This is a genomic window from Micromonospora chersina, from assembly GCF_900091475.1.
Classification (GTDB): Bacteria; Actinomycetota; Actinomycetes; order Mycobacteriales; family Micromonosporaceae; genus Micromonospora; species Micromonospora chersina.
Genome location: NZ_FMIB01000002.1, coordinates 1,791,252 through 1,817,538, shown reverse-complemented (window position 1 = coordinate 1,817,538; position 26,287 = coordinate 1,791,252). Strand labels below are relative to the sequence as shown.

The following is a 26,287-nucleotide window of genomic DNA, read 5'->3' as shown; positions in this document are numbered from 1 at the left end:
TGGCGCGACCCGCGGCCCGGCGTGTAAGACTTCCCGTGTACCCACCACGCGCTGGCGGGGCTCGGTGAAATTCCGAACCGGCGGTGATCCACGGTCCGACCGTGGTAAGCCCGCGACCCGGACGGCTTCGGCCGGACGGTGGACCTGGTGAGAATCCGGGGCCGACGGTTGGGGTGCGGCTCGTCCGCCCCCAGAAAGTCCGGATGGGAGACAGCGCGCGGGACGGGGAGAGCCCTGCCGGGCGCTGAGCACCCTCAGCCGCCGCGTGGGCTCCCCGGGGCCGGCTGTGCCGTCCCCGGATCTCCGCCGCCGCGTGTCCGCGGCACCCGTGCCGCCTTCTCCCCGAACCGCCCGCGCGTGACCGGCGAGCGAGAGGACAGGGCTGGCGATGGCGAGCGTCTCCGTGGACGAGGCGATGCGTCGCGCGATCGCGCTGGCCGCCCGCGGCCTCGGCGCCACCAGCCCCAACCCGGTGGTCGGCTGCGTCCTGCTGGACGCCGACGGCGAGGTCGTCGGCGAGGGCTTCCACGCGTACGCCGGCGGTCCGCACGCCGAGATCGTCGCGCTGGCCCAGGCCGGCACGCGTGCCCGCGGCGGCACCGCCGTGGTCACCCTGGAACCCTGCGACCACACCGGCCGCACCGGCCCCTGCAGCCACGCGCTCATCGCGGCCGGCGTCGCCCGCGTCGTCGTCGCCGTCCCGGACCCCAACCCGGTCGCCTCCGGTGGCGCGGCCACCCTGCGGGCCGCCGGCGTCCAGGTCGAGGTCGGGGTACGCGCCGACGAGGCCGAGGCCGGCAACATCGCCTGGCTCACCTCGATGCGCCGCGGCTGGCCGTACCTCATCTGGAAGTACGCGGCCACCCTCGACGGGCGCTCCGCGGCGGCCGACGGCACCAGCATGTGGATCACCTCCGAGGCGGCCCGGATCGACGTGCACGCCCTGCGCGGCACCGTCGACGCGGTGATCGCCGGGGTGGGCACCGTGCTCGCCGACGACCCCCGGCTCACCGCCCGCAACCTGCGCGACGGCACCCTCGCCATCCGGCAGCCGCTGCGGGTGGTGGTGGACAGCTCGGGGCGTACCCCCGCCGAGGCCCGGGTCCGCGACGGCGCGGCCCGGACCTGGGTGGCCACCGCCGCGGAGGTCGGTGCCGGCCCGGACGGCCGGGTCGACCTCGCGGCGCTCCTCGCCGAGCTGCACCACCGCGGCGTGCGGGCCGCGCTGCTGGAGGGCGGCCCCACCCTGGCCGGCGCGTTCCTCGCCGCCGGCCTGGTCGACAGGATCGTCGGGTACGTCGCGCCGAAGCTGCTCGGTGCCGGCCCGACCGCGCTGCTGGACGCCGGCGTGACCACCATCGCCGACGCCATCGACCTGGAACTCACCGACGTTACGCAGGTCGGCCCCGACCTGCGGATCACCGCGCTGCCCCGGAAGAGGGAGGCCTGACATGTTCACCGGCATCGTCGAGGAACTGGGCGAGATCGTCCGGACCACCGACACCGGGGGTGACTCGGCGCTGGTCGCGGTCCGCGGCCCGCTGGTCACCTCGGACGCCCGGCACGGCGACTCCATCGCGGTCAACGGGGTCTGTCTCACCGTTGTCGACGTCGAGGACGGAGTCTTCACCGCCGACGTGATGGGCGAGACGCTGCGGCGTACCGCGCTCGGCGGGCTGCGCCCCGGCGACCCGGTCAACCTGGAGCGGGCCGCCGCGCTGAACAGCCGCCTCGGCGGCCACCTCGTGCAGGGACACGTCGACGGTGTCGGCGAGGTGCTGAGCCGGGAGCCCGCCGCGCAGTGGGAGACGGTCCGGTTCCGGCTACCCACCGACCTGTCCCGCTACGTGGTGGAGAAGGGCTCGATCACCGTCGACGGCATCTCGCTGACCGTCGCCGCTGTCGGCGACGACTGGTTCTCGGTCGGGCTGATCCCCACCACGCTGAAGCTCACCACCCTCGGCGCCCGGGGCGTCGGCGACCCGGTCAACCTCGAGGTGGACGTGCTGGCCAAGTACGTCGAGCGGCTGCTCGGCGACCGCGCGGCGGGAGGCGACCGCTGATGGGCCCGCTCGGCTGGCTGCTCGACGCCCAGGTGCACGTGGCCGGCTCGCCGGTCCTGGTCCGGGAGATCGTCGGCAACGTCTTCGGCCTCGCCTCGGCGCTGCTCGGGCTGCGCCGGCTGGTCTGGGCCTGGCCGGTCGGCATGATCGGCAACGCCCTGCTGTTCACCGTCTTCCTCGGCGGCGTGTTCGCCACCCCGCAGGCGCACGACCTCTACGGCCAGGCCGGCCGGCAGGTCTTCTTCTTCGCCGTCAGCGTCTACGGCTGGTGGCGCTGGTCGCGCAACCGCCGTGCCGGCGGCGGGGAGCAGCCGGCGGTCACCCCGCGCTGGGCCACCTGGCCGGAGCGGCTGGGCCTGCTCGCCGCCGCGGTGGTCGGCACCGCCGCCGCGTACCCGGTGCTGGCCGCGCTGGGCTCGTGGGGGCCGCTGCCCGACGCCTGGATCCTGGTCGGCAGCCTGCTCGCCACCTACGGCATGGCCCGCGGCTGGGTGGAGTTCTGGCTGGTCTGGATCGCCGTGGACGCGGTCGGCGTGCCGCTGCTGCTCCAGGGCGGCTTCTACCCTTCGGCCGCCATGTACCTGGTCTACGGCGGGTTCTGCCTCGCCGGCCTGTACGCCTGGTGGCGCACGTCCCGGGCCACCCCGCCCGCCCGCACCCCGATCCCGCCGACGTACTCGGAGGCCGTGGCATGAGCACTTTCGGGAGCATCGAGCAGGCGGTGGCGGACATCGCCGCCGGCCGGCCCGTCGTCGTGGTCGACGACGAGGACCGGGAGAACGAGGGCGACCTGATCTTCGCGGCCGAGCTGGCCACCCCGGAGCTGGTCGCGTTCATGGTCCGCTACACGTCCGGCTACATCTGCGTGCCGCTCACCGAGAGCGAGTGCGACCGGCTGGACCTGCCGCCCATGCACCACACCAACCAGGACCGGCGGGGCACCGCGTACACGGTGACCGTGGACGCCCGGGAGGGGATCAGCACCGGCATCTCCGCCGCCGACCGCTCGCACACCATCCGGCTGCTCGCCGCCGCGTCGACCGACCCCACCGACCTGGCCCGCCCCGGGCACGTGGTGCCGCTGCGCGCCCGCCAGGGCGGGGTGCTGCGCCGCCCCGGGCACACCGAGGCGGCCGTGGACCTGACCCGGCTCGCCGGGCTGCGCCCGGCCGGCGTGCTCTGCGAGCTGGTCAACGACGACGGCACCATGATGCGCCTGCCCGACCTGGAGAAGTTCTGCGCCGAGCACGGGCTGACCCTGGTCACCATCGCCGACCTGATCGCCTACCGGCGGCGCACCGAGAAGCAGGTCGAGCAGGTCGCCGAGGCGCGGATGCCCACCCCGTACGGGGTGTTCCGGGCGCTCGGCTACCGCGCCGAGCACGACCCGGCGGAGCACGTGGCGCTGGTCATGGGCGACCTGGGCGACGGGAAGGACGTGCTGGTGCGGGTGCACTCCGAGTGCCTCACCGGTGACGTCTTCGGCTCGCTGCGCTGCGACTGCGGCCCGCAGTTGCAGGCCGCGCTGGCCCGGGTGGCCCAGGAGGGCCGGGGCGTCGTGCTCTACGTGCGCGGGCACGAGGGGCGGGGCATCGGCCTGCTGCACAAGCTCCAGGCGTACCAGCTCCAGGACCAGGGGCGGGACACCGTGGACGCGAACCTCGACCTGGGTCTGCCGGCCGACGCGCGGGACTACGGCACCGGCGCGCAGATCCTCTACGACCTCGGCGTCCGCTCGATGCGGCTGCTGACCAACAACCCGGCCAAGCGGGCCGGGCTGGAGGGGTACGGCCTCACGGTGAGCGGCCGGGAGGGGCTGCCCGTGCGGTCCAACCCGGAGAACGTGCGCTACCTGCGCACCAAGCGGGACCGGATGGGCCACCTCCTGGAGGGGCTGGACGAGGTGACCGAGGCGCCCATGGGCCGCCCGGTCGCCGGCGACGAGATCGGAGCATAGACATGGCGGGTTTCGGCGAACCGGGCGTGACAGTGGTGGACGCCGCCGGGCTGACCGTCGGCATCGTGGCCGCGCGCTGGCACGGCGACCTCACCGACCACATGGTCGACCGGGCGGTGGCGGCGGCCGAGGCGTGCGGAGCGGGTTCCGTGGTGGCCCGCGTGGCCGGCTCGGTCGAGCTGCCCGTGGTGGCCCAGGCCATGGCCCGCCGGTACGACGTGGTCGTCGCCATCGGCGTGGTGGTGCGGGGCGCGACCGCGCACTTCGACTACGTCTGCCAGTCGGTCACCGAGGGGCTGACCCGGGTGGCGCTGGACGAGGGCAAACCGGTGGCCCACGGGGTGCTCACCGTGGAGACCATCGAGCAGGCCCGCGACCGGGCCGGACTGCCCGGCTCGGCGGAGGACAAGGGCTGGGCGGCCACCGTGGCGGCGCTGGACGCGGCGCTGGCCATCCGCGGCCTGGACGCCACCAACGGCCGCCGGGTCGGCTTCGCCTGACCAGCGGGAAGCAGGGCCCCCCGGGGCGAGTGGTCACCGGGGGCGGCTGGAAGAATCGCCTTCCGTGAAGACGTTCGAGGAGTTGTTCGCCGAGCTGCAGGCCAAGGCCGCCGCCGGCACCCCGGGCTCGGGCACGGTCGCCGCTCTGGAGAAGGGCGTGCACTTCATCGGCAAGAAGGTCGTCGAGGAGGCGGCCGAGTCGTGGATGGCCGCCGAGCACGAGGGCCCGGAGCGGGCCGCGGAGGAGATCTCCCAGCTGCTCTACCAGGCCCAGGTGCTGATGCTGGCCACCGGCCTCGAGCTGAAGGACGTCTACCGACATCTGTGAGTGCCCCGTCCGCTGATCACCTCCCCGATCGAAGGAGCACTCCCATGCTGCGTGTCGCCGTACCCAACAAGGGCGCCCTGGCCGAGTCGGCCGCCGGGATGCTGCGTGAGGCGGGCTACCGCCAGCGCACCGACCCGAAGGACCTGGTCTGCCGGGACGAGCCCAACGACATCGAGTTCTTCTACCTGCGCCCCAAGGACATCGCCACCTACGTCGGCTCCGGCGACCTGGACGTCGGCATCACCGGGCGCGACCTGCTCGTCGACTCCGGCGCGCCGGCCGAGGAGGTCGTCGACCTCACCTTCGGCCGGGCCACCTTCCGGTTCGCCGCCCGCCCCGACGACGTGGACTCGGTCCAGCAGCTCGGCGGGCGCCGGATCGCCACCGCGTACCCGGGGCTTGTCGAGCGGCACCTGGCCGACCTGGGCGTCAAGGCCGAGGTGATCCGGCTGGACGGCGCGGTGGAGAACGCCATCCGGCTCGGGGTGGCCGACGTGGTCGCCGACGTGGTGGAGACCGGCGCCACCCTGCGCCAGGCCGGCCTCGTGGTCTTCGGCGAGCCGCTGCTGCGCTCCTCGGCGGTGCTGGTCCGCCGGGCCGGCGCCCCCGGCAGCGCCCAGCAGGAGCAGTTGCTGCGCCGGCTGCACGGCGTGCTTGTCGCCCGCCGGTACGTGATGCTCGCCTACGACGTGCCGGCCGGCCTGCTGGACCGGGCCAGCTCGCTCACCCCGGGCATCGAGTCGCCGACGGTCTCCCCGCTGCACCGGGAGGGCTGGGTGGCCGTGCAGGCCATGGTGCTGCGCGACGACGTGCACCGGATCATGGACGAGCTGTACGAGCTGGGCGCCCGGGCCATCCTCGTCACCAACATCCACGCCTGCCGGTTGTGAGGCCGCTGCCGGTCCCGGCCGCCCTGGCCGTGGTGGTCCTCGGCGGGGTGGCCTCGGCCGCGCAGGGCGTGGTCAACGCCGAGCTGGGGGAGCGGGCCGGCGACCCGCTCATCGGCGCGGTGGTCAACAACCTCGGCGGTTCCCTGATCGTGCTGCTCGGGCTGGTCGCCGTCCCGTCGATGCGCGCCGGGCTGGCCGGGCTGCGCCGCTCCGGCCTGCCCTGGTGGGCGTTCCTGGGCGGCCTGGGCGGCGCGGCGATCGTGGTGATCGGCCCGTACGTCGTGCCGGCGCTCGGCGTGGCGGTCTTCACGATCGCCCAGGTGGCCGGGGGCAGCCTCGGCGGCCTGGCCGTCGACCGGGCCGGGCTGGCCGCGACGGGCCGGCTGCCGCTCACCGGGCCGCGGGTCGTCGGGGCGCTGCTGGGGATCGGCGCGGTGACCCTGGCCCAGCTCGGCCGTCCGGTGGGCGACCTGGCGGTCGGGCTGGTGCTGCTCTCGGTCGCCGGCGGCCTGGCGGTGGCGTTGCAGTCCGCGCTCAACGGGCGGGTCGCCGCGGCCGTCGGCCCGGCCGCCGGCCTGGCGGTCAACTTCGCGGTCAGCACCTCGGTGATCGCCGCGGTGGCGGCGCTGGCCGGCGCGCTGGCCCGCCACCCGAGCTGGCCCACCCAGTGGTGGCTCTACGTCGGCGGCCTGTTCGGCGTCGGCATCGTGCTCGCCCTGCTGGTCGGCGTCCGCGCCGCCGGGGTGCTGCGCACCGGCCTGGCGCTGGTGGCCGGGCAGCTCGGCGGGGCCCTGCTGCTGGACGTGGCGGTGCCCGGCGGTCCCGGGGTGCGACTGCCCGTGCTGGCCGGGGCGGTGCTCACCGGGGTGGCGGTGCTGGTGGCTGGCCGGGGGCGGCGCGCCCCGCGCCGTGTGGCGGCGGAACCGGAGCGCGAGCCGGATGGCAGACTGGTTCCGTGAGTGATTCTGTGGTGACCGTGCGGCCGCGGCGGGTCCGGGTGGTCTGCTGGGCGTCGGCCGTCACGCTGCTTGTGGTGTTCAGCCTGGTGGCCACCTCCCTGACCGGCGCGACGGGCGACGGCTACGGCTCGTTCCAGCGGGGCGACCAGCTCGCCATGGTGGGGCTGGGCGTCTTCGGGGCCCTCGGCTTCCTGCTCTTCACGCGTCCCCGGGTGGTGGCCGACGTCCGGGGTGTCCGGGTCCGCAACGTGATCGGCTCGTACGAGCTGCCCTGGGAGGTGATCCGCGGGGTCCGGTTCGACCGGGGCGCCCCGTGGGCCAGCCTGGAGCTGCACGACGACGACCTGCTGCCGATGGTCGCCCTCCAGGCCGCCGACAAGGAGCGCGCCGTCGAGGCGGTCCGCGCCCTGCGCCGCCTGCACCAGGCCCACCTGGCCGCCCTGGCCGACCCGGCCACGCCGCGCTGACCGCCCCGCCGCGTCCCGGCCGGCCCGGTTTGGGGAGGGCTGGGGCGAGGGTGTAGTGTTGCGGAGTCGACCAGACTGCCCTCCGGGCGGTCCTGAAGCGGAGCGCCTGCTCCCACCCGAGTCGCCCACCGTAGGTGGCCGGGTCCCGGTCTCCCGGTTCCGGGCACGTCCCGGTCCCGGATGCGCGATCCTGTGATCGTGCCGACCGGTCGAGTGGGCCCTGGCATGCGCCGGGGCCTTCTGCTTTCCGGGTCGGCTCCCGTCCGGGAGCCCGCGGAGTCGGCACCACGGAAGACTCGACTCGAGGAGGCCCCATCAGCGTCGAACCACGCGTGAACGAGCAGATCCGGGCACGTGAGGTCCGACTGGTCGGCCCTGAGGGTGAGCAGGTGGGCATCGTCCCGCTGGAGCGCGCCCTGCAGCTGGCCGCGGACGTCGACCTGGACCTGGTCGAGGTTGCGCCGATGGCGCGCCCGCCGGTGTGCAAGCTCATGGACTTCGGCAAGTTCAAGTACGAGAGCGCACTCAAGGCGCGCGAAGCGCGGCGTAACCAGCAGCAGACCGTCATCAAGGAGATGAAGCTCCGGCCGAAGATCGACCCGCACGACTACGAGACCAAGAAGGGTCACGTGGTGCGGTTCCTCAAGGCCGGCGACAAGGTCAAGGTGACGATCATGTTCCGCGGTCGCGAGCAGAGCCGCCCGGAGCTGGGTTACCGGCTCCTGCGCCGGCTCGAGTCCGAGATCACGGACCTGGGATACGTCGAGGCCGCTCCGAAGCAGGACGGCCGAAACATGATCATGGTTCTCGCTCCGCACCGGGCCGTGAAGGCCTCCGCGGTCGCCGCCACGGCGTCCCGCGGCGGTCCCCGCGACCGGGCCGCGGAGGAGTCGGCCGCCCCGGCAGGTGGCGAGACCCCGGCGGCCGGCGAGACCGCAGCAGCCGGCGAGACCGGCACGACCGCTGACACCAGCGGCCAGTAACAGGGGAGAGACGTTCCACATGCCGAAGATGAAGAGCCACACGGGTATGGGCAAGCGGGTCAAGGTGACCGGCAAGGGCAAGATCGTTGCCCAGCAGGCCGGCCTCCGCCACAACCTGGAGAAGAAGGCCTCCACCCAGACCCGCCGGCTGACCGGCACCGTCGAGCTGGCCAAGGCCGACACCAAGCGCATCAAGAAGCTGCTCGGCCGCTGACGCGCGCCACCTGAACCGAAGAAGGAGTTGAGATGGCACGCGTCAAGCGGGCTGTTAACGCCCAGAAGAAGCGTCGTACCCTGCTGGAGACCGCGAGCGGCTACCGCGGTCAGCGCTCCCGGCTCTACCGCAAGGCCAAGGAGCAGGTGCTGCACTCGATGCAGTACTCCTACCGGGACCGTCGCGACCGCAAGGGCGACTTCCGGCAGCTCTGGATCCAGCGGATCAACGCCGGCGCCCGGGCCAACGGCCTGACCTACAACCGGCTGATCCAGGGCCTGCGCCTGGCCGGCATCGAGGTCGACCGCAAGATCCTGGCCGACCTGGCCGTCAACGACGCCGCGGCGTTCGCCGCGATCGTCGAGCTGGCCCGCGCCGCCGTGGCGGCCGAGGGCACCGGTGGCGCCGCGGCCCAGGCCGCCTGATCCACCCGCACCAGCAGATCGAGGCGTCTCCCATGCCGTCAGCACCGCACGGGAGGCGCCTCGACGCTGTTCCCGGCCCGTTCACCCCGCGTACCCCGCGGGTCGTCGCCGCCCGCCGGCTCCAGCGCCGGCGGGACCGGGAGGCCACCGGCCGGTTCCTGGCCGAGGGGCCACAGGCCGTCCGCGAGGCACTCGCCCGCGCCGGCACCGTGGTCGAGCTGTTCGGCACCCCGGCCGCCCTGGACCGGCACGCCGACCTCGCCGCGCGGGCCGCCCGCGCCGACGTGCCGGTCTCCGAGGTCACCGACGAGGGCCTCGCCGCGCTCGCCGAGACCGTCGCCCCGCAGGGCCTGGTCGCCGTCTGCCGGCACCTCGACGTACCCCTGGACACCGCCCTGGCGCGCGGACCGCGCCTGGTCGCGGTGCTCGCCGAGATCCGCGACCCGGGCAACGCCGGCACCGTGCTGCGCACCGCCGACGCGGCCGGCGCCGGCGCGGTGATCTTCGCCGGTGACGCCGTCGACCCCTACAACGGCAAGTGCGTGCGGGCCTCCGCCGGCAGCCTGTTCCACGTCGACGTGGTCCGCGCCGCCGAGCCGGTCGCCGTGGTCGCCGCGCTGCGGGCCGCCGGCCTCACCGTCCTGGCCACGACGGGGTACGGCGACAGCGACCTCGACGACCTCGCCGACGCCGGCCGGCTCGCCGCACCGACCGCCTGGCTCTTCGGCTCGGAGGCGCACGGGCTGCCCGAGGAGCTGACCGCCGCGGCCGACGCCCGGGTCCGGGTGCCGCTGCACGGGCGCGCCGAGAGCCTGAACCTGGCTGCGGCGGCGGCCGTCTGCCTGTACGCTTCAGCCAGAGCTCTGCGCCGACCCGCGGGTCAGCGCGGCCACACAGCAGGGGAGTCAGCCGGATGATGAACGCGCCACGGCGTTCGTTTAGCCAGCCCGCCGGTGCCGGCGGGCGGCGGGCCTGACCCTTCCTCCTGCGCGAAACTCCCACCGGCGGGCTGCGGCGAAGCCGCGCGTCCGTAGACTCGCCTAGCCGCCCGTGAGGGCCGGCGCCGCCGTGAGGGAGTGCCCGTACGCCATGAGCTACCGCAACGATCCGTACGACCCGAAGCAGGTCGCCCTGCTCGACCCGGACGCCCTGGCCGCGGCCGTGGCCGACGCCGAGAAGGCGTTCACCGCCGCCGCCGACCCGGACGCGCTGACCGCGCTGCGCCCCGCGCACCTCGGGGACCGGTCCCCGGTGTCGCTCGCGCGCCGGGAGATCGGCGCGCTGCCGCCCGCCGCCAAGTCCGACGCCGGCAAGCGGGTCAACGAGGCCCGCCGCGCCATCGAGACCGCGTACGCGGCCCGGCAGGAGATCCTGGAGCGCGAGCAGGCCGAGCGGGTGCTGGTCGAGGAGCGGGTCGACGTGACCCTGCCCTACGACCGGCGGCCCCGCGGCGCCCGCCACCCGCTGAGCACCCTGATGGAGCAGATCAGCGACCTGTTCATCGGGATGGGCTACGAGGTGGCCGAGGGCCCCGAGGTCGAGCTGGAGTGGACCAACTTCGACGCGCTGAACATCCCCGCCGACCACCCGGCGCGGGGCCTCATGGACACCTTCCACATCGCACCGCAGGCCGGCGCGGACAGCTCGGGCCTGGTGCTGCGCACCCACACCTCGCCGGTGCAGGCGCGCACCATGCTGACCCGCAAGCCGCCCATCTACGTGGTGGTGCCCGGCCGGGTCTACCGCACCGACGAGCTGGACGCCACCCACGCCCCGGTCTTCCACCAGGTCGAGGGCCTCGTGGTCGACAAGGGCATCACCATGGCCCACCTGCGCGGCACCCTCGACCACTTCGCCCGGGCCATGTTCGGCGAGGGCGCGAAGACCCGGTTCCGGCCGCACTACTTCCCGTTCACCGAGCCGTCCGCCGAGTTCGACGTGTGGTTCCCGGAGCACCGGGACGGTCCGCAGTGGGTCGAGTGGGGCGGCTGCGGCATGGTGAACCCGCGGGTGCTCCGCGCCTGCGGCATCGACCCGGAGGTCTACTCCGGATTCGCCTTCGGCATGGGCATCGACCGGACCGTGATGTTCCGGCACGGGGTCAGCGACATGCGGGACATGGCCGAGGGCGACGTGCGGTTCACCCGCGCGTTCGGGGTCTGACGGTGCGGGCACGAGTTACGGAGACGGTGGTTTAACAGTCATGCGAGTTTCTGTCAGTTGGCTGCGGGAGCACGTCGACCTCCCGGCCGACCTGCCCACCGGCGACCTGGAGCAGGCGCTTGTCGACCTCGGCATCGAGGTCGACTCCGTGGTGGACCTGCGGGAGACCGTCACCGGCCCGCTGGTGGTCGGTGAGGTGCTGGAGATCGAGGAGCTGACCGGCTTCAAGAAGCCGATCCGGTTCTGCCGGGTGGACGTCGGCGCCGCCAACGGCACCGGCGAGCCGCAGGAGATCGTCTGCGGGGCGCGCAACTTCGCCCAGGGCGACCGGGTCGTGGTGATCCTCCCCGGCGGCGTGCTGCCCGGCGACTTCCACATCGGCGCGCGCAAGACGTACGGACGCAACTCGAACGGCATGATCTGCTCCGCCAAGGAGCTGGGCCTGGGCGACGACCACTCGGGCATCATCGTGCTGCCCGAGGACAGCCCGGCCAAGCCGGGCGACGACGCCCGCCCGGTGGTAGGCCTCGACGACGTCGTGGTGGAGCTGGAGATCACCCCGGACCGCGGGTACGCGCTCAGCGTGCGGGGCCTCGCCCGCGAGCTGTCGCACGCCCTCGGTGTGCCGTTCCGCGACCCGGCCGACCTGCCGGCACCGGGCGCGACCGCCGAGCCGGCGTACCCCGTCGAGGTGCGCGACACCGTGGGCTGCGACCGGTTCGCCGCCCGCATGGTCCGTGGTGTCGACCCGACCGCGCAGACCCCCGGCTGGATGTCCCGTCGGCTCACCGTGGCCGGCGTCCGCAGCATCTCGCTGCCGGTCGACATCACCAACTACCTGATGCTCGAACTCGGCCAGCCGATGCACGCCTTCGACGCCGACCGGATCAGCGGCCCGCTGGTGGTCCGCCGGGCCGAGGCGGGGGAGAAGCTGACCACGCTGGACGGTGTCACGCGCACGCTGGTCGCCGAGGACATGGTGATCTGCGACGACACCGGGCCGATCTCGCTCGCCGCGGTGATGGGCGGCGAGACCAGCGAGGTCGTCGCCTCCACCACCGACGTGCTCTTCGAGGCGGCGCACTGGGACCCGGCCATGGTCGGCCGCACCGCCCGGCGGCACAAGCTGTTCAGCGAGGCGGCCAAGCGCTGGGAGCGCGGGGTCGACCCGGCGCTGCCGCTTGTCGCGCTGGAGAAGGCGGTCCGGCTGCTCACCGAGCACGCCGGTGGCACGGCCGGCGCCGAGGTCCTCGACATCGACCACGTCCGGCCGCGCACGCCGGTGACCCTGCCGGCGGACCTGCCGTCGCGGCGGGTCGGCGTGGCGTACCCGACGGAGCGGGTGGTCGAGCTGCTGGAGCAGGTCGGCTGCACGGTCACCCGGGGCGCCGACCGGCTCGCCGAGGACCCGGGCGAGACCGGGGCCGCCGCCGCGGCGGGCGGTGACGTGCTGAGCGTGACCCCGCCGAGCTGGCGGCCCGACCTCACCGACCCGGCCGACCTGGTCGAGGAGGTGGTCCGCCTCGACGGCTACGACCGGGTGCCGTCGGTGCTGCCCACCGCGCCCCCCGGCCGCGGCCTCACCGCGTCGCAGCAGCGCCGCCGGGCGGTCGCCCGGTCGCTCGCCGAGCGCGGGTACGTCGAGGTCCTGGCGCACCCGTTCGTCGCCGCGGAACTGGCCGACCAGCTCGGCCTGCCGGCCGACGACCCCCGCCGCCCCGCGGTGCGGGTGGCCAACCCGCTGTCCGAGGAGGAGCCGCTGCTGCGCACCACGCTGCTCGGCCCGCTGCTCGGCATCCTCAAGCGCAACGTCGGCCGGGGCCAGCGGGACGTGGCGATCTACGAGATCGGCACGGTGTTCCACCCGCGTCCGGGCGCCGGCGCGCCGCCGGCCATGGGCGTGGACCGGCGCCCGACCGACGAGGAGTTCGCCCGCGCCGACGCGGTGGTGCCCGACCAGCCGCGGCACGTCGCCGTGGCGCTCACCGGCGAGATGGACCCGACCGGCTGGTGGGGCGCGGGACGCGCCGCCGGCTGGGCGGACGCCGTCGAGGCCGGCCGGACGGTGCTCGCCGCCGCCGGCATCCCGGCCGACCGGGTCACCGTCCGGGCCGCCGAGCGCGCCCCCTGGCACCCCGGCCGCTGCGCCGAGCTGCTGGTGGACGACACGGTCGTCGGGTACGCCGGCGAGCTGCACCCGACCGTCGTGGCGACGCTGGAGCTGCCCCGGCGGACCAGCGCCATGGAGCTGAACCTGGACGCGCTGCCCGCCGCGCCGGTGGTGGCCGGCCCGGCCGTCTCCACCTTCCCGCCCGCCCTCATCGACGTGGCGCTGGTGGTGGACGAGTCGGTCCCGGCCGCCGACGTGGAGCGGGCCCTCGTCGAGGGGGCCGGCCCGCTGCTGGAGGACGTCCGGCTCTTCGACGTGTACGCGTCCGAGCAGCTCGGCGCGGGCCGCCGGTCGCTGGCGTACAAGCTGACGTTCCGGGCACCGGACCGGACCCTCGCGGGCGAGGAGGCGGTGGCCGCCCGAGACGCGGCGGTCGCCGAGGCGGCCCGCCGCTTCGGGGCCGTCCTGCGCGGCGCCTGACGGCTCGTCCTCACGGCCCCGACCCGACACCTCCGGGTCGGGGCCGGCCGGGCCATCGGCGTCTCTCACTCTGCGTGGCTCTCCTGTCGCAGAGAGCGGGGGATCGTCCGAAAGGCCAGCGGCGACGGAATCTTTGGCTACCCACGGGTCACTTGTGAGCGGTTAACCTGCTTGGATTCCGGCCACCGTCGGGAACCACACCCCCGCCACCCCACGGGAGTCAGCCATGTCCGAGGATCCGGCTCCGCCGCCCATCTCCGTCGACGTGTGCGTCGTCGGCGGCTGCGGTCGGGTGGGCCTGCCGCTGGGCATCGCGTTCGCCTCCCGCGGCCTGTCCGTCGTGCTGTACGACATCAACGCCGAGGCGGTGGCCACGGTGAACGCCGGCGTCCTTCCCTTCGCCGAGCCGGGCGCCGCCGAGGCGCTCGCCGAGGCGGTGGCCGCCGGCCGGCTGCGGGCCAGCACCGACCCGGCCGGCGTCGGCGCCTCCGAGCACCTGGTCGTGGTCGTCGGCACCCCTGTCGACGAGCACCTGAACCCGGACCTGGGTGCGGTGCCCCGCGCGATCGAGCGCTGCGCCGAGCACCTGCGCGACGGGCAGCTGGTGGTGCTGCGCAGCACCGTCTATCCGGGAGTGACGGCGCTGACCGAGAAGCTCCTGGTCGGCAAGGGCATCCGGGCCGACGTGGCGTTCTGCCCGGAGCGGATCGCCGAGGGCCGGGCGATGACGGAGCTGTTCACGCTGCCCCAGATCGTCGCCGCCCGTACGCCGCACGCCCTCGCCCGGGCGGAGAAGCTCTTCCGGCACCTGACCGAGGAGATCGTGCCGCTCGAGCCGGAGGAGGCCGAGCTGGCGAAGTTGTTCACCAACACCTGGCGGTACATCAAGTTCGCCACCGCGAACCAGTTCTGGATGATGGCCAACGACTTCGGACTCGACTTCGCCCGCATCCGGCACGCGGTCGCGCACGACTACCCGCGGGCCGCGGATCTGCCGATGCCCGGCTTCGCCGCCGGTCCCTGCCTGTTCAAGGACACCATGCAGCTGGCCGCGTTCAACCGGAACAACTTCGTGCTCGGCCACTCCGCGATGCTGATCAACGAGGGGCTGCCCCTCTACCTGGTGTCCCGCCTCGAGGACCGGTTCGATCTCGCCGACCTGACGGTGGGCATCCTCGGGATGGCGTTCAAGGGCGGCAGCGACGACCCGCGGGAGAGCCTGGCGTACAAGCTGCGCAAGATCCTGGCGTTGAAGACCCGCGAGACGCTCTGCACCGATCCGTACGTCGCCGACGACCGTCTCGTCGACCTGGACGAGGTGCTACGTCGCGCGGACCTGCTGGTGATCGCCGCCCCGCACGAGCAGTACGCCCGGCTGGAGACCGACCTGCCGGTCATCGACATGTGGGGCCTGACCGGGACCGGGGTGCGGGTGTGACGCCGCGGGTGTCGGTGATCGTGCCGGTCTACAACGAGGGCGAGGCGATCCTGCGCTGCCTGGAGCGGATGCTGCGCGAGATGCTGCTGCCGGCCGAGGTGCTGATCGTCCATGACATGCCGGAGGACACCACCGTCCCGTACGTGGAACAGGTCGCGCGCACCGACCCGAGGGTGCGGGCGGTACTCAACACCTACGGCCGGGGCCCGGCGAACGCGATCCGGTTCGGCATCGACGCGGCGCTCGCACCGGTCGTGGTGGTGACGATGGCCGACGGCTGTGACGACCCGCGCCAGATCGACGAGCTGGCCCGGCTGGTGGACCGCGGCGTGGTGGTCGCGGCCGCGTCCCGCTACATGCCGGGCGGCCAGCAGGTGGGCGGGCCGCGGCTGAAGCGGATGATGTCCCGCTGGGCGGGGCGCAGCCTGTACACGTTCGCCCGGGTCGGCACCCGGGACGCCACCAACAGCTTCAAGGCGTACGACACCGCGTTCGTCCGCGAGGTGGGCATCGAGTCGCGGACCGGCTTCGAGATCGGGCTCGAGTTGACCGCCAAGGCCAACCGGCTGCGCCTGCCGGTTGCCGAGATACCCACGATCTGGTTGGACCGGCCGCTCGGGGAGTCCCACTTCGACCTGGGGCGGTTCCTCCCCGGTTACCTGCGCTGGTACTTCTTCGCCTACGGTCGACGGCTGAGCCGTGCGGCGCTGGCGGCCCGGGCGGCCGGCTCGCGGTCGGTTCCGCCGCCGCGCGCACCGCACGACAGCACCGAGTACGAGAAGACCGCTTAGGAGCGCACGTGGCGAAAGTCCTGGTAACTGGCTCGGCCGGCTTCATCGGCGGCTACCTGGTGCAGGAGTTGCTGGGCCGGGGCCACGAGGTCGTCGGGATCGACAACTTCTCCAAGTACGGCCCGGTCACGCACAGCTACGACGACCACCCGCGGTTCCGGTTCGTCGAGGGCGACGCGCGGGATGTGGACCTGCTGACCACGCTGCTGGACGGCTGTGACCACCTGGTCGCCGGCGCGGCGATGATCGGCGGCATCTCCTACTTCCACGCGTACGCCTACGACCTGCTCGCCACCAACGAGCGGATCATGGCGGCCACCTGCGACGCGGCCATCCGCGCCCACCGGGACGGCCGGCTGGCGAAGGTCACCTACCTGTCCTCCTCGATGGTCTTCGAGTCGACGGAGCACTGGCCCAGCAGGGAGGGCGACGAGCGGCGCATCCCACCGCCACTGTCGTCGTACGGGTTCCAGAAGCTGGCCGTGGAGTACTACGCCCGGGCCGCCTGGGAGCAGTACCGGCTGCCGTACACGATCGTGCGGCCGTTCAACTGCGTCGGCGTCGGGGAGGGGCGCGCGCTCGGCCAGGTCGAGGTGCTGTCCGGCAACGTCAAGCTGGCCATGTCGCACGTCGTGCCCGACCTGGTGCAGAAGATCGTCAAGGGGCAGGACCCGCTGCACATCCTCGGCGAGGGCGGCCAGGTGCGGCACTACACCTACGGCGGGGATCTGGCCCGGGGTATCGCCACCGCCATCGAGCATCCGGCGGCGCACAACGACGACTTCAACCTCTCCACGGCCGAGTCGACAAGTGTGCTGGAGCTTGCCGAGCTGATCTGGCGCAAGATCAAGGGCCCGGACGTGCCATTCCGGCACGTCTCCGACGAACCCTTCCAGTACGACGTGCAGAAGCGGGTGCCGGACGTAACGAAGGCCCGCGAGGTGCTCGGCTTCACCGCCACCACCTCGCTGGACGCGATGCTCGACGAGGTCATCCCGTGGGTGACCCGGGCGGTCGAGGAGGGCCGCCTCTGACGTCCGCCGTTTCGTGCCCGCACGGCCCGTGTCGCTCCCCGCGACGCGGGCCGTCGGCTTTCCGCCCGGGTGACCGGCGTCACGTCCTCATTCCTATGCAATGAGACGCATGAACTTGCAGGCTGCCACGTCGCCGACTAGCCTTCGTTGCATATTCATGCGGAGGTGAGTATGGGCATCCGAGTCGCGGTCGCCGGCGCGAGCGGGTACGCCGGCGGCGAGCTGCTCCGGTTGCTCGCCGGGCACCCCGAGTTCGACCTGGTCGCCGCCACCGCCCACGCCTCGGCCGGCCGGCCCGTCGCCGCCGTACACCCGCAGCTCGCCGGGCTGGACCTGGTGTTCGGGGCGACCGACCCGGCCACCCTGGCCGACGCGGACCTGGTCTTCCTGGCCCTGCCGCACGGGCAGTCGGCGGCCCTCGCCGCGGCCCTGCCCGGCCCCGTCAAGGTGGTCGACCTCGGCGCGGACCACCGGCTGCGCGACGCCGACGCCTGGGCCCGCTACTACGGCGGCGACCACGCCGGCGCCTGGACCTACGGGCTGCCCGAGCTGCCCGGCCAGCGGGCCGCCGTCGCCGCGGCCGACCGGGTGGCGAGCACCGGGTGCTACGCGGTCGCCACCACCCTGGCGCTCGCCCCGCTGATCGCCGCCGGCGCGGTCTTCCCCGCCGACGTGGTGGTGGTCGCCGCCTCCGGCACCTCGGGCGCGGGCCGGGCCGCCAAGCCGCACCTGCTGGGCAGCGAGGTGATGGGCGACCTGTCGCCCTACAAGGTCGGCGCCCACCAGCACGTGCCGGAGATCAAGCAGGCCACGGGGGCGACAAGCCTCTCCTTCACCCCGGTCCTGGCACCCATGCCACGGGGCATCCTGGCCACCGTCACGGCCGTCCCCACCGGCGACGCCGACCCGCGCGAGGTTCTCGCCGCCGCGTACGCCGACGAGCCCTTCGTGCACGTGCTGCCCGAGGGGGCCTGGCCGCACACGGCCGCCACGGCGGGCGGCAACTCCTGCCACCTCCAGGCCACTGTCGACGTCGACTCCGGCCGGGTGATCGTGGTCAGCGCCATCGACAACCTGGGCAAGGGCGCGGCCGGCCAGGCCGTGCAGAACGCCAACCTGATGTTCGGCCTCCCGGAGACCACCGGCCTTCCTGTTTTCGGAGTGGCACCGTGAGCGCGAGGAGTGCAGCGAAGCGGAGCCCCGCAGTCGCGAACGAAAGGACGGCTCAGTGACCGTCACCACCCCCCGGGGCTTCCGCGCCGCCGGCGTGGCCGCCGGCCTCAAGGCCAGCGGCGCCGGCGACATCGCCCTCGTCGTCAACGACGGCCCCGACGCCGGGGTCGCCGGCGTCTTCACCGCCAACCGCGTCAAGGCCGCGCCGGTGCTCTGGACCCAGCAGGTCGTCCGCGGCGGCGTGGTCCGCGCCGTGGTCCTCAACTCCGGCGGCGCCAACGCCTGCACCGGCCCGGCCGGCTTCCAGGACACCCACGCCACCGCCGAGCACACCGCTGCCGTGCTCACCGCCAGCAGCCCGCGGCTCATGGTCGGCGCCGGCGAGGTGGCGGTCTGCTCCACCGGCCTCATCGGCGAGCGCCTGCCCATGGACAAGCTCCTCCCGGGCGTCCGCGGCGCGGTGCGCGGCCTGTCCCGCGACGGCGGCCACCCGGCAGCCGAGGCGATCATGACCACCGACACCCGGCCCAAGACCACCGTGGCCCGGGGGAGCGGCTGGACCGTCGGCGGCATGGCCAAGGGCGCCGGGATGCTCGCCCCGGCCATGGCCACCATGCTCTGCGTGCTCACCACCGACGCGGTGGCCGGGCCGGAGACCCTGGACGCGGCGCTGCGCGCCGCCACCCGGGTCACCTTCGACCGGGTCGACTCCGACGGCTGCATGTCCACCAACGACACGGTGCTGCTGCTGGCCAGCGGCGCCTCCGGCATCGAGCCGAGCGTCGCGGAGCTGACCGCCGCGGTCACCGCCGCCTGCCACGACCTCGCCCAGCAACTCGTCGCCGACGCCGAGGGCGCCACCAAGCAGATCGCCATCGACGTGGTCGGCGCGGCCGACGAGGACGACGCGGTCGAGGTGGGCCGCTCGGTGGCCCGGAACAACCTGGTGAAGACCGCGCTGTTCGGCAACGACCCGAACTGGGGGCGCATCCTCGCCGCCGTGGGCACCACCACCGCCGCGTTCGAGCCGGACGGCGTGGACGTGGCGGTCAACGGGATCTGGGTGTGCCGGGGCGGCGCGGCCGCCGAGGACCGGGCCAAGGTGGACCTCACCGGCCGCGACGTCACCATCCGGATCGACCTGCACGCCGGCGAGGCGGCGGCGACGATCTGGACCAACGACCTGTCGCACGCGTACGTGCACGAGAACTCGGCGTACTCGACATGAGCCTCACCGCCGACCTCACCCGGGCCCAGGCCAAGGCCGAGACGCTGATCGAGGCCCTGCCCTGGCTGGCCCGCTTCTCCGGCGCCACCGTCGTGGTCAAGTACGGCGGCAACGCCATGGTCGACCCCGAACTCCAGCGGGCGTTCGCCGCGGACATGGTCTTCCTCCGGTACGCCGGCCTCAAGCCTGTCGTCGTGCACGGCGGCGGCCCGCAGATCTCCGCCATGCTCGGCCGGCTCGGCATCGCCAGCGAGTTCAAGGGCGGCCTGCGGGTCACCACGCCCGAGGCCATGGACGTGGTCCGGATGGTCCTCGTGGGGCAGGTCGGCCGGGAGCTGGTCGGGCTGATCAACGCGCACGGCCCGTTCGCCGTGGGCCTCTCCGGCGAGGACGCCGGCCTGTTCACGGCGGTGCGCCGCCCCGCGTACGTGGACGGGGAGCCGGTCGACGTCGGGCAGGTCGGCGACGTGGAGTCGGTGGACGTCTCCGCGGTGGCCGACCTCATCGCGGCCGGCCGGATCCCGGTCATCTCCACTGTCGCGCCGGACGCCGACGGGGTGCTGCACAACCTCAACGCCGACACGGCCGCCGCCGCGCTCGCCGTCGCCCTGGAGGCCCGCAAGCTGGTCGTCCTCACCGACGTGCCCGGCCTCTACGCCGACTGGCCGGACACGGCCAGCCTGGTCAGCGAGATCAGCACCGACGACCTGGCGAAGCTGCTGCCGTCCCTGGAGTCCGGGATGGTCCCGAAGATGGAGGCCTGCCTGCGGGCGGTGCGCGGGGGAGTGCCCGCCGCGCACGTCGTCGACGGCCGGGTCGCCCACTCCACGCTCCTCGAAGTGTTCACGTCGGAAGGATTCGGAACGATGGTGAGCGCCGGATGAGTGCCCTGGTGAAACGCTGGTCCGCGGCCATGATGGACAACTACGGCACGCCGCCGCTGGCGCTCGTCGCGGGCTCCGGCGCCGTCGTGGTCGACGAGACCGGCCGGGAGTACGTCGACCTGCTCGGCGGCATCGCGGTCAACGCCCTCGGCCACGCCCACCCGGCCGTGGTGGCCGCCGTGTCCAAGCAGGTCGCCACCCTCGGGCACGTGTCGAACCTGTTCGTCGCCGAGCCGCCGGTGGCCCTGGCCGAGCTGCTGCTGGCCCTCGCCGGCCGCCCCGGCCGGGTGTTCTTCGCCAACTCCGGCGCCGAGGCCAACGAGGCGGCGTTCAAGCTCTCCCGGCTCACCGGGCGCACCCACGTGGTGGCCACGCACGGCGGCTTCCACGGCCGCACCATGGGCGCCCTGGCGCTGACCGGCCAGCCCGCCAAGGCCGACCCGTTCCGCCCGCTGCCCGGCGAGGTCACCCACGTGCCGTACGGGGACGCCGCCGCCCTGGCCGAGGCGGTCACCGACGCCACCGCCATGGTGATCGTCGAGCCGATCCAGGGCGAGAACGGCGTCGTCGTCCCGCCGCCCGGTTACCTGGCCGAGGCCCGCCGGATCACCGCCGCGCACGGCGCGCTGCTGGTGCTCGACGAGGTGCAGACCGGCGTCGGCCGCACCGGGCACTGGTTCGCCCACCAGGCCGAGGGTGTGGAGCCGGACGTCGTCACCCTGGCCAAGGGGCTCGGCGGCGGGCTGCCGCTCGGCGCCTGCGTGGCCTTCGGGTGGGCCGCCGACCTGCTCACGCCCGGCTCGCACGGCACCACGTTCGGGGGAAACCCGGTCAGTTGCGCCGCCGCGCTCGCCGTGGTCGCCACCATTGCCAACGAGGGGCTGCTCGACCACGTGAAGCGGATCGGGGAGCGGCTGCGGCGCGGCGTCGAGGGGCTCGGCCACCCGCTCGTCACCGAGGTCCGCGGCGCCGGCCTGCTGCTCGGCATCGTGCTCGACGCTCCGGTCTCCGGCGCGGTGGCCGGCGCGCTGCGCGAGGCCGGGTTCCTGGTCAACCCGGTGCAGCCGGGCGTGGTCCGGCTCGCCCCGCCGCTGATCCTGACCGCCGGGCAGGCCGACGCCTTCCTCGCCGCGCTGCCCGCCGCCCTGGACGCCGCGGCGCCCGCCCCCACCACCGCCACGGAGGTCCCCGCATGATCCGGCACTTCCTGCGGGACGACGACCTCTCGCCCGCCGAGCAGGCGACCGTGCTCGACCTGGCCGCCCGGATGAAGGCCGACCGGTTCGCCCACAAGCCGCTCGCCGGGCCGAGGTCGGTGGCGGTGCTCTTCGACAAGCAGAGCCTGCGCACCCGGATCTCCTTCGACGCCGGCATCGCCGAGCTGGGCGGGCACCCGCTCGTGGTGGACACCCAGGTCACCCACTTCGGCCGGGGCGAGACCCTCGCCGACGCCGGCCGGGTGCTGTCCCGCTACGTCGCCGCGATCGTGCTGCGCACCCACGGCGACGACCGGATCGCCGAGGTCGCCGCGCACGCCACCGTGCCGGTGGTCAACGCGCTCACCGACACCTACCACCCCTGCCAGCTCCTCGCCGACCTGCTCACCGTCCGGGAGCGCTGCGGCGCCACGGCCGGGCGCACCCTGGCGTACGTCGGGGACGCGGCGAACAACATGGCGCACTCGTACCTGCTGGCCGGGGCGACCGCCGGGATGCACGTGCGGATCGCCGGGCCGGCCGGATTCCAGCCCGATCCCGAGATCGTCGCCCGGGCCGAGAAGATCGCCGCCGGCACCGGCGGCTCGGTGCGGGTCCTCACCGACCCGGTCGAGGCGGTCCGCGCCGCCGACGTGGTCGCCACCGACACCTGGACCTCGATGGGCCAGGAGTCCGACGGCCAGGACCGGATCACCCCGTTCCTGCCGTACCAGGTCAACGACGCGCTGCTCGGCCACGCCGCGGCCGACGTCATGGTGCTGCACTGCCTGCCCGCCCACCGGGGCGAGGAGATCACCGACGAGGTGCTCGACGGGCCGCACAGCGCCGTCTTCGACCAGGCGGAGAATCGCCTGCACGCCCAGAAGGCGCTGCTGACGTTTCTCCTGGAGGCATCATGACCGCCCCGCTGACCCGTGCCGCGCGGCACGCCCGCATCGTCGAGCTGATCCGCGACAAGGCCATCCACTCGCAGACCGAGCTGGCCGACCTGCTCGCCGGTGACGGCATCCAGGTCACCCAGGCCACCCTCTCCCGGGACCTCAAGGAACTCGGGGCGGTCACCGCGCGCGGCGGCGACGGGCGGGGCGTCTACCTGATCCCCGAGGACGGCCACCGGCCGCTGCGCGAGGCCGAGGCGGCGCCGGCGCGCCTCGTCCGGCTGCTGCGCGAGCTGCTCAACGGGGTCGACTCCAGCGGCAACATCGCCGTGCTGCGCACCCCGCCGGGCGCAGCCCACTATCTGGCCAGCGCGTTGGACCGAGCGGGCCTGTCCGAGATCGTCGGCACCATCGCCGGCGACGACACCATCCTCGTCGTGGCCCGCGAGGCCGTCGGCGGCGCCGCGTTGGGCGAGAAGCTCGCCGCGTGGGCCCGCCGGGAAGAGAACGTTGAAGGGAGCACCACACCATGACCGAGCGGGTCGTCCTGGCGTACTCCGGGGGTCTCGACACCTCCGTCGCCATTCCCTACCTGGCCGAGCAGACCGGCGCCGAGGTGATCGCGGTGGCGGTCGACGTCGGGCAGGGCGGCGAGGACCTGAACGCCATCCGGCAGCGCGCGCTGGACTGCGGCGCCGTCGAGTCCGAGGTGGTCGACGCGCGCGACGAGTTCGCCGCCGAGTACTGCCTGCCGGCGATCCGGGCCAACGCCCTCTACATGGACCGCTACCCGCTGGTCTCCGCGCTGTCCCGGCCGCTGATCGTCAAGCACCTGGTGGCCGCGGCCAAGAAGCACGGCGGCACCATCGTGTCGCACGGCTGCACCGGCAAGGGCAACGACCAGGTCCGCTTCGAGGTCGGGCTGAACGCGCTCGCCCCCGACCTGAAGATCATCGCGCCGGCCCGGGACTTCGCCTGGACCCGGGACAAGGCGATCGCCTTCGCCGAGGAGAAGGGCCTGCCGATCGACGTGTCGGCGAAGTCGCCGTACTCCATCGACCAGAACCTGTGGGGACGCGCGGTGGAGACCGGCTTCCTGGAGGACATCTGGAACGGCCCCATCGAGGACCTGTACTCGTACACCGCCGACCCGGCCGAGCCCCGTGACGCCGACGAGGTGGTCATCACCTTCGACGCCGGCGTGCCGGTCGCCGTCGACGGCGAGACCGTCACCCCGTACCAGGCGATCCTGGAGCTGAACCGGCGCGCCGGCGCCCAGGGCGTCGGCCGGCTCGACATGGTCGAGGACCGCCTGGTGGGCATCAAGAGCCGCGAGGTGTACGAGGCCCCCGGCGCGATCGCCCTCATCGCCGCCCACCAGGAGCTGGAGGCGGTCACCGTCGAGCGGGACCTGGCCCGGTTCAAGCGCGGCGTCGACCAGCGCTGGGGCGAGCTGGTCTACGACGGCCTCTGGTTCTCGCCGCTGAAGAAGTCCCTCGACGCGTTCATCGACGACGCCCAGCAGCACGTCTCCGGCGAGGTACGGCTCACCCTGCACGGCGGCCGGGCCACCGTCACGGGCCGGCGCTCCGAGGCGAGCCTCTACGACTTCGGCATGGCCACCTACGACACCGGCGACACCTTCGACCAGTCCCTCGCCAAGGGCTTCGTGCAGCTCTGGGGCCTGCCCAGCAAGATGGCCGCCGCGCGGGACGCCCGGCTGGGCGGCTCCTGATCGTGAACAGCACAATGGGTGGGGTGGACGACAAGAGCCTGACCGAGAACAGCGCCCCCGCCAACCGGACGAGCCTCTGGGGAGGCCGGTTCGCCGGCGGGCCCGCCGAGGCGCTCGCGCGGCTGTCGGTGAGCGTCCAGTTCGACTGGCGCCTCGCCCCGTACGACATCGCCGGCTCCCGGGCGCACGCCCGGGTCCTGGCCGGCGCCGGCCTGCTCGACCCGGAGGAACTGGGCAAGATCCTGGCCGCGCTGGACGACCTGGAGGCCGCCTGCGCCTCCGGGGCGTTCCGGCCCACGGTCGACGACGAGGACGTGCACACGGCTCTGGAGCGCGGCCTGCTGGAGCGGCTCGGCAGCCTCGGCGGCAAGCTGCGCGCCGGCCGCTCCCGCAACGACCAGGTCGCCACCGACCTGCGGCTCTACCTGCGCGACCACGCCCGCGGCGTGGCCGCCCGGCTGGTCGAGCTGGCCGAGGCCCTGGTCGAGCAGGCGGAGCGGCACGTGGACACCGCCGCGCCCGGCATGACCCACCTCCAGCACGCCCAACCGGTCACCTTCGGGCACTGGCTGCTCGCCCACGTGCAGCCGTTGCTGCGGGACCTGGAGCGGCTGCGCGACTGGGACCACAGGTGTGCCGTGAGCCCGCTCGGCGCGGGCGCGCTCGCGGGGTCCGGCCTGCCGCTGGACCCGGTGGCGGTCGCCAAGGAGCTGGGCTTCCGCACGTCCTTCGCCAACTCGATGGACGCGGTGGCCGACCGGGACTTCGTCGCCGAGTTCCTCTTCGTCACCGCGATGATCGGCGTGCACCTGTCCCGCCTCGGCGAGGAGGTGGTGCTCTGGACGTCGCACGAGTTCGGCTGGGTCGAGCTGGACGACGCGTTCGCCACCGGGTCGTCGATCATGCCGCAGAAGAAGAACGCGGACATCGCCGAGCTGGCCCGGGGCAAGTCCGGCCGCCTGGTCGGTGGTCTCATGAACGTGCTCACCATGCTCAAGGGCCTGCCGATGACCTACGACCGGGACATGCAGGAGGACAAGGAGCCGGCCTTCGACGCGGTCGACACCCTGGAGCTGCTGCTGCCCGCCCTCGCGGGAATGATCTCCACGATGACGGTCCGGGTCGACCGGCTGGTGGCCGCCGCGCCGGTCGGCTTCTCGCTGGCCACCGAGGTCGCCGACTGGCTGGTCCGCCGGAACGTGCCGTTCCGCGACGCGCACGAGATCACCGGCCGGCTGGTGGCGCTCTGCGTGGCCCGCGACTGCGCCCTCGACGAGGTCTCCGACGACGACCTGGCCGCGGTCAGCGAGCACCTCGACCCGTCGGTGCGGGACGTGCTCTCGGTGCGGTCCGCCCTGGCCGCCCGCACCACCCCCGGCTCGACCGGCCCCGGGCCGGTGGCCGATCAGCTCGCGGCCGCCGCGGACCGGCTGGCCGGCTGGCGGGACTGGACCGCCGAGCGGGTCGTCCCCCGCTGAGTCCGACGCCCCGCGCGGTGGCCCCGGCCGCCGCGCGGGGTCAGACCGTCGGCCGCTCGCGCTTGGGCAGCTTCGCCACCACCGCGTCGTACGACCCGTCGACGGCCTCGATCAGCTCGTCATCCGGGATGCCGCCCCCGAGCCGCAGCGTGTTCCAGCCGGAGCGGCCGATGTAGGGGGAGGAGCGGGCGTCGTCGGGGAACCGGTGCAGCCACTCGTCGGCCACCTCGCGGGACGGGCCGCACTTGACCCCGACCCGGCCCTCGCCCTCGGGGGCGCCCAGGAAGGCGAAGATCCGGCTGCCCACCTTCACCACCTCGTCGCCCTCCCACGGCCGGTCCAGCCAGGCGCCCGGCTTGGCCAGGCAGTAGGCCAGCATCTCCTCGCGCGTCATCGCGTCCTCCCGTGCCTCGTCCGGGACAGTCTCGCCCGCCGCTGTGACTCCTCCGGCGGTGGTCAGTCGCCGGTGCCGGTGCGCACGGTGAGCCGCTCGTAGCGCTGCCGGGCCGCCTGGGCGCTGCCCAGCCCCAGCCCGAAGGCGATGGCCTGCCAGGTCAGCCCCCGACCGCGAGCCACCTGGAGCAGGCCGGCCTCCAGCGCGTCGACCTCGGCGCGCACGTGCGGGATCAGGGTCAGCGCGGCCATCAGATCGGCCTGGTCGACCGGCTCCTCGCCCTCCGCCAGTTCCGCCCCGCCCGCGAGGGCCATCACCAGCGTCGCCGCCTCGTAGGCGTCCGGGACGTCGGGGTGCGCGTAGCGCCGGCGCCGGGCGTCGGTGCCGGCGTGCCGCTCGGCGATCCGCAGCAGCGCCGCGTAGTTCCGGTGGGCCCGCGCCTGGGCAGCATCCGGAGCGGTGAACGGGTCGTTGTCCAGCGTGACCATGTCGTCCATC

Annotated in this window: 28 protein-coding genes and 1 riboswitch; of the genes, 26 read left to right on the top strand and 2 right to left on the bottom strand. The window is 74.0% G+C overall.

All coding sequences use genetic code 11. The features are described from left to right. Positions 1 to 46: 46 nt before the first annotated feature. A riboswitch (FMN riboswitch) is annotated at positions 47 to 219 on the top strand. A 169-nt stretch (positions 220 to 388) separates the two neighbouring features. The 26 genes from ribD (at position 389) to argH (ending at position 25,395) form a co-directional block, all read left to right on the top strand. Then, entirely contained in the window at positions 389 to 1,450 is a 1,062-nt protein-coding gene (gene ribD, locus GA0070603_RS08375) for a bifunctional diaminohydroxyphosphoribosylaminopyrimidine deaminase/5-amino-6-(5-phosphoribosylamino)uracil reductase RibD (protein WP_091309688.1), read from the top strand. 1 nt (position 1,451) lies between these two features. Beyond that, the gene (locus tag GA0070603_RS08370; RefSeq protein ID WP_091309683.1) at positions 1,452 to 2,063 is read left to right on the top strand and encodes a riboflavin synthase; all 612 of its coding nucleotides are present in this window, start codon (positions 1,452 to 1,454) and stop codon (positions 2,061 to 2,063) included. Further along, a complete protein-coding gene (gene pnuC, locus GA0070603_RS08365) occupies positions 2,063 to 2,758 on the top strand; it encodes a nicotinamide riboside transporter PnuC (protein WP_091309679.1) in 696 nt (231 codons plus the stop codon). Before GA0070603_RS08370 ends, pnuC begins: the two co-directional genes overlap by 1 nt. Continuing rightward, positions 2,755 to 4,020 (top strand): bifunctional 3,4-dihydroxy-2-butanone-4-phosphate synthase/GTP cyclohydrolase II, encoded by a 1,266-nt coding sequence (locus tag GA0070603_RS08360; RefSeq protein ID WP_091309674.1) that lies wholly within the window; start codon positions 2,755 to 2,757, stop codon positions 4,018 to 4,020. Before pnuC ends, GA0070603_RS08360 begins: the two co-directional genes overlap by 4 nt. 2 nt (positions 4,021 to 4,022) lie before the next feature. Further along, on the top strand, positions 4,023 to 4,520 hold the full coding sequence (ribH, locus tag GA0070603_RS08355; RefSeq protein WP_091309670.1) for a 6,7-dimethyl-8-ribityllumazine synthase: 498 nt from the start codon (positions 4,023 to 4,025) through the stop codon (positions 4,518 to 4,520). Positions 4,521 to 4,584: 64 nt separating this feature from the next. Further along, positions 4,585 to 4,848: a phosphoribosyl-ATP diphosphatase gene (locus GA0070603_RS08350; RefSeq protein ID WP_036375234.1), complete on the top strand. Its 264-nt coding sequence runs from the start codon at positions 4,585 to 4,587 to the stop codon at positions 4,846 to 4,848. A 44-nt stretch (positions 4,849 to 4,892) separates the two neighbouring features. Continuing rightward, positions 4,893 to 5,738, top strand: coding sequence for an ATP phosphoribosyltransferase (gene hisG, locus GA0070603_RS08345; protein ID WP_091309666.1), 846 nt, complete (start codon positions 4,893 to 4,895; stop codon positions 5,736 to 5,738). Beyond that, entirely contained in the window at positions 5,735 to 6,697 is a 963-nt protein-coding gene (locus GA0070603_RS08340; protein ID WP_091309663.1) for a DMT family transporter, read from the top strand. Before hisG ends, GA0070603_RS08340 begins: the two co-directional genes overlap by 4 nt. Beyond that, on the top strand, positions 6,694 to 7,164 hold the full coding sequence (locus GA0070603_RS08335) for a PH domain-containing protein (protein WP_208862839.1): 471 nt from the start codon (positions 6,694 to 6,696) through the stop codon (positions 7,162 to 7,164). Before GA0070603_RS08340 ends, GA0070603_RS08335 begins: the two co-directional genes overlap by 4 nt. 332 nt (positions 7,165 to 7,496) lie before the next feature. Beyond that, a complete protein-coding gene (gene infC / locus GA0070603_RS08330; protein ID WP_088970981.1) occupies positions 7,497 to 8,147 on the top strand; it encodes a translation initiation factor IF-3 in 651 nt (216 codons plus the stop codon). Between the two features lie 19 nt (positions 8,148 to 8,166). Next, entirely contained in the window at positions 8,167 to 8,361 is a 195-nt protein-coding gene (rpmI, locus tag GA0070603_RS08325) for a 50S ribosomal protein L35 (protein ID WP_091309655.1), read from the top strand. A 32-nt stretch (positions 8,362 to 8,393) separates the two neighbouring features. Then, a complete protein-coding gene (gene rplT, locus GA0070603_RS08320) occupies positions 8,394 to 8,786 on the top strand; it encodes a 50S ribosomal protein L20 (protein ID WP_091263835.1) in 393 nt (130 codons plus the stop codon). A 32-nt stretch (positions 8,787 to 8,818) separates the two neighbouring features. Beyond that, complete coding sequence (locus GA0070603_RS08315; RefSeq protein WP_091309651.1) at positions 8,819 to 9,703, top strand: TrmH family RNA methyltransferase; 885 nt, start codon at positions 8,819 to 8,821, stop codon at positions 9,701 to 9,703. Positions 9,704 to 9,875: 172 nt separating this feature from the next. After that, complete coding sequence (pheS, locus tag GA0070603_RS08310; protein WP_091309648.1) at positions 9,876 to 10,949, top strand: phenylalanine--tRNA ligase subunit alpha; 1,074 nt, start codon at positions 9,876 to 9,878, stop codon at positions 10,947 to 10,949. Positions 10,950 to 10,989: 40 nt separating this feature from the next. Continuing rightward, a complete protein-coding gene (pheT, locus tag GA0070603_RS08305) occupies positions 10,990 to 13,539 on the top strand; it encodes a phenylalanine--tRNA ligase subunit beta (RefSeq protein WP_091309645.1) in 2,550 nt (849 codons plus the stop codon). 226 nt (positions 13,540 to 13,765) lie between these two features. Continuing rightward, positions 13,766 to 14,977: a nucleotide sugar dehydrogenase gene (locus GA0070603_RS08300; RefSeq protein ID WP_091309642.1), complete on the top strand. Its 1,212-nt coding sequence runs from the start codon at positions 13,766 to 13,768 to the stop codon at positions 14,975 to 14,977. After that, a complete protein-coding gene (locus tag GA0070603_RS08295; RefSeq protein ID WP_091309639.1) occupies positions 14,974 to 15,768 on the top strand; it encodes a glycosyltransferase family 2 protein in 795 nt (264 codons plus the stop codon). The genes GA0070603_RS08300 and GA0070603_RS08295 overlap by 4 nt, the downstream gene beginning before the upstream one ends. A gap of 8 nt (positions 15,769 to 15,776) precedes the next feature. Then, positions 15,777 to 16,802 carry an NAD-dependent epimerase/dehydratase family protein gene (locus GA0070603_RS08290; protein WP_091309636.1) on the top strand — a complete coding sequence of 342 codons (1,026 nt, stop codon included), beginning with the start codon at positions 15,777 to 15,779 and terminating at the stop codon, positions 16,800 to 16,802. 171 nt (positions 16,803 to 16,973) lie between these two features. Then, complete coding sequence (argC, locus tag GA0070603_RS08285) at positions 16,974 to 17,975, top strand: N-acetyl-gamma-glutamyl-phosphate reductase (RefSeq protein ID WP_091309634.1); 1,002 nt, start codon at positions 16,974 to 16,976, stop codon at positions 17,973 to 17,975. Positions 17,976 to 18,030: 55 nt separating this feature from the next. After that, entirely contained in the window at positions 18,031 to 19,203 is a 1,173-nt protein-coding gene (gene argJ / locus GA0070603_RS08280; protein WP_091309630.1) for a bifunctional glutamate N-acetyltransferase/amino-acid acetyltransferase ArgJ, read from the top strand. Then, positions 19,200 to 20,087 carry an acetylglutamate kinase gene (gene argB, locus GA0070603_RS08275; protein WP_091309627.1) on the top strand — a complete coding sequence of 296 codons (888 nt, stop codon included), beginning with the start codon at positions 19,200 to 19,202 and terminating at the stop codon, positions 20,085 to 20,087. The genes argJ and argB overlap by 4 nt, the downstream gene beginning before the upstream one ends. Next, on the top strand, positions 20,084 to 21,283 hold the full coding sequence (locus GA0070603_RS08270; RefSeq protein ID WP_091309623.1) for an acetylornithine transaminase: 1,200 nt from the start codon (positions 20,084 to 20,086) through the stop codon (positions 21,281 to 21,283). Before argB ends, GA0070603_RS08270 begins: the two co-directional genes overlap by 4 nt. Beyond that, entirely contained in the window at positions 21,280 to 22,203 is a 924-nt protein-coding gene (argF, locus tag GA0070603_RS08265; RefSeq protein ID WP_091309621.1) for an ornithine carbamoyltransferase, read from the top strand. The genes GA0070603_RS08270 and argF overlap by 4 nt, the downstream gene beginning before the upstream one ends. Continuing rightward, positions 22,200 to 22,715, top strand: a complete 516-nt coding sequence (locus GA0070603_RS08260; RefSeq protein ID WP_091309618.1) for an arginine repressor — start codon at positions 22,200 to 22,202, stop codon at positions 22,713 to 22,715. The genes argF and GA0070603_RS08260 overlap by 4 nt, the downstream gene beginning before the upstream one ends. Then, on the top strand, positions 22,712 to 23,917 hold the full coding sequence (locus tag GA0070603_RS08255) for an argininosuccinate synthase (RefSeq protein ID WP_091309613.1): 1,206 nt from the start codon (positions 22,712 to 22,714) through the stop codon (positions 23,915 to 23,917). Before GA0070603_RS08260 ends, GA0070603_RS08255 begins: the two co-directional genes overlap by 4 nt. 14 nt (positions 23,918 to 23,931) lie before the next feature. Further along, complete coding sequence (gene argH / locus GA0070603_RS08250; RefSeq protein WP_091309610.1) at positions 23,932 to 25,395, top strand: argininosuccinate lyase; 1,464 nt, start codon at positions 23,932 to 23,934, stop codon at positions 25,393 to 25,395. Positions 25,396 to 25,435: 40 nt separating this feature from the next. Here argH and GA0070603_RS08245 read toward each other — a convergent pair whose 3' ends face one another. Next, positions 25,436 to 25,789 carry an MmcQ/YjbR family DNA-binding protein gene (locus GA0070603_RS08245; protein ID WP_091309606.1) on the bottom strand — a complete coding sequence of 118 codons (354 nt, stop codon included), beginning with the start codon at positions 25,787 to 25,789 and terminating at the stop codon, positions 25,436 to 25,438. 62 nt (positions 25,790 to 25,851) lie between these two features. Continuing rightward, complete coding sequence (locus GA0070603_RS08240; protein ID WP_244282457.1) at positions 25,852 to 26,286, bottom strand: DNA-binding protein; 435 nt, start codon at positions 26,284 to 26,286, stop codon at positions 25,852 to 25,854. Between the last annotated feature and the right edge of the window lies 1 nt (position 26,287).

What these genes read in the sequence shown, in the direction of transcription:
- ribD (WP_091309688.1), top strand. Translation starts at nt 389, where the DNA reads ATGGCGAGCGTCTCCGTGGACGAGGCGATGCGTCGCGCGATCGCGCTG.
- GA0070603_RS08370 (WP_091309683.1), top strand. Translation starts at nt 1,452, where the DNA reads ATGTTCACCGGCATCGTCGAGGAACTGGGCGAGATCGTCCGGACCACC.
- pnuC (WP_091309679.1), top strand. Translation starts at nt 2,063, where the DNA reads ATGGGCCCGCTCGGCTGGCTGCTCGACGCCCAGGTGCACGTGGCCGGC.
- GA0070603_RS08360 (WP_091309674.1), top strand. Translation starts at nt 2,755, where the DNA reads ATGAGCACTTTCGGGAGCATCGAGCAGGCGGTGGCGGACATCGCCGCC.
- ribH (WP_091309670.1), top strand. Translation starts at nt 4,023, where the DNA reads ATGGCGGGTTTCGGCGAACCGGGCGTGACAGTGGTGGACGCCGCCGGG.
- hisG (WP_091309666.1), top strand. Translation starts at nt 4,893, where the DNA reads ATGCTGCGTGTCGCCGTACCCAACAAGGGCGCCCTGGCCGAGTCGGCC.
- rpmI (WP_091309655.1), top strand. Translation starts at nt 8,167, where the DNA reads ATGCCGAAGATGAAGAGCCACACGGGTATGGGCAAGCGGGTCAAGGTG.
- rplT (WP_091263835.1), top strand. Translation starts at nt 8,394, where the DNA reads ATGGCACGCGTCAAGCGGGCTGTTAACGCCCAGAAGAAGCGTCGTACC.
- GA0070603_RS08315 (WP_091309651.1), top strand. Translation starts at nt 8,819, where the DNA reads ATGCCGTCAGCACCGCACGGGAGGCGCCTCGACGCTGTTCCCGGCCCG.
- pheS (WP_091309648.1), top strand. Translation starts at nt 9,876, where the DNA reads ATGAGCTACCGCAACGATCCGTACGACCCGAAGCAGGTCGCCCTGCTC.
- pheT (WP_091309645.1), top strand. Translation starts at nt 10,990, where the DNA reads ATGCGAGTTTCTGTCAGTTGGCTGCGGGAGCACGTCGACCTCCCGGCC.
- GA0070603_RS08300 (WP_091309642.1), top strand. Translation starts at nt 13,766, where the DNA reads ATGTCCGAGGATCCGGCTCCGCCGCCCATCTCCGTCGACGTGTGCGTC.
- argC (WP_091309634.1), top strand. Translation starts at nt 16,974, where the DNA reads ATGGGCATCCGAGTCGCGGTCGCCGGCGCGAGCGGGTACGCCGGCGGC.
- argB (WP_091309627.1), top strand. Translation starts at nt 19,200, where the DNA reads ATGAGCCTCACCGCCGACCTCACCCGGGCCCAGGCCAAGGCCGAGACG.
- GA0070603_RS08270 (WP_091309623.1), top strand. Translation starts at nt 20,084, where the DNA reads ATGAGTGCCCTGGTGAAACGCTGGTCCGCGGCCATGATGGACAACTAC.
- argF (WP_091309621.1), top strand. Translation starts at nt 21,280, where the DNA reads ATGATCCGGCACTTCCTGCGGGACGACGACCTCTCGCCCGCCGAGCAG.
- GA0070603_RS08260 (WP_091309618.1), top strand. Translation starts at nt 22,200, where the DNA reads ATGACCGCCCCGCTGACCCGTGCCGCGCGGCACGCCCGCATCGTCGAG.
- GA0070603_RS08255 (WP_091309613.1), top strand. Translation starts at nt 22,712, where the DNA reads ATGACCGAGCGGGTCGTCCTGGCGTACTCCGGGGGTCTCGACACCTCC.
- argH (WP_091309610.1), top strand. Translation starts at nt 23,932, where the DNA reads ATGGGTGGGGTGGACGACAAGAGCCTGACCGAGAACAGCGCCCCCGCC.
- GA0070603_RS08245 (WP_091309606.1), bottom strand. Translation starts at nt 25,789, where the DNA reads ATGACGCGCGAGGAGATGCTGGCCTACTGCCTGGCCAAGCCGGGCGCC.
- GA0070603_RS08240 (WP_244282457.1), bottom strand. Translation starts at nt 26,286, where the DNA reads ATGGACGACATGGTCACGCTGGACAACGACCCGTTCACCGCTCCGGAT.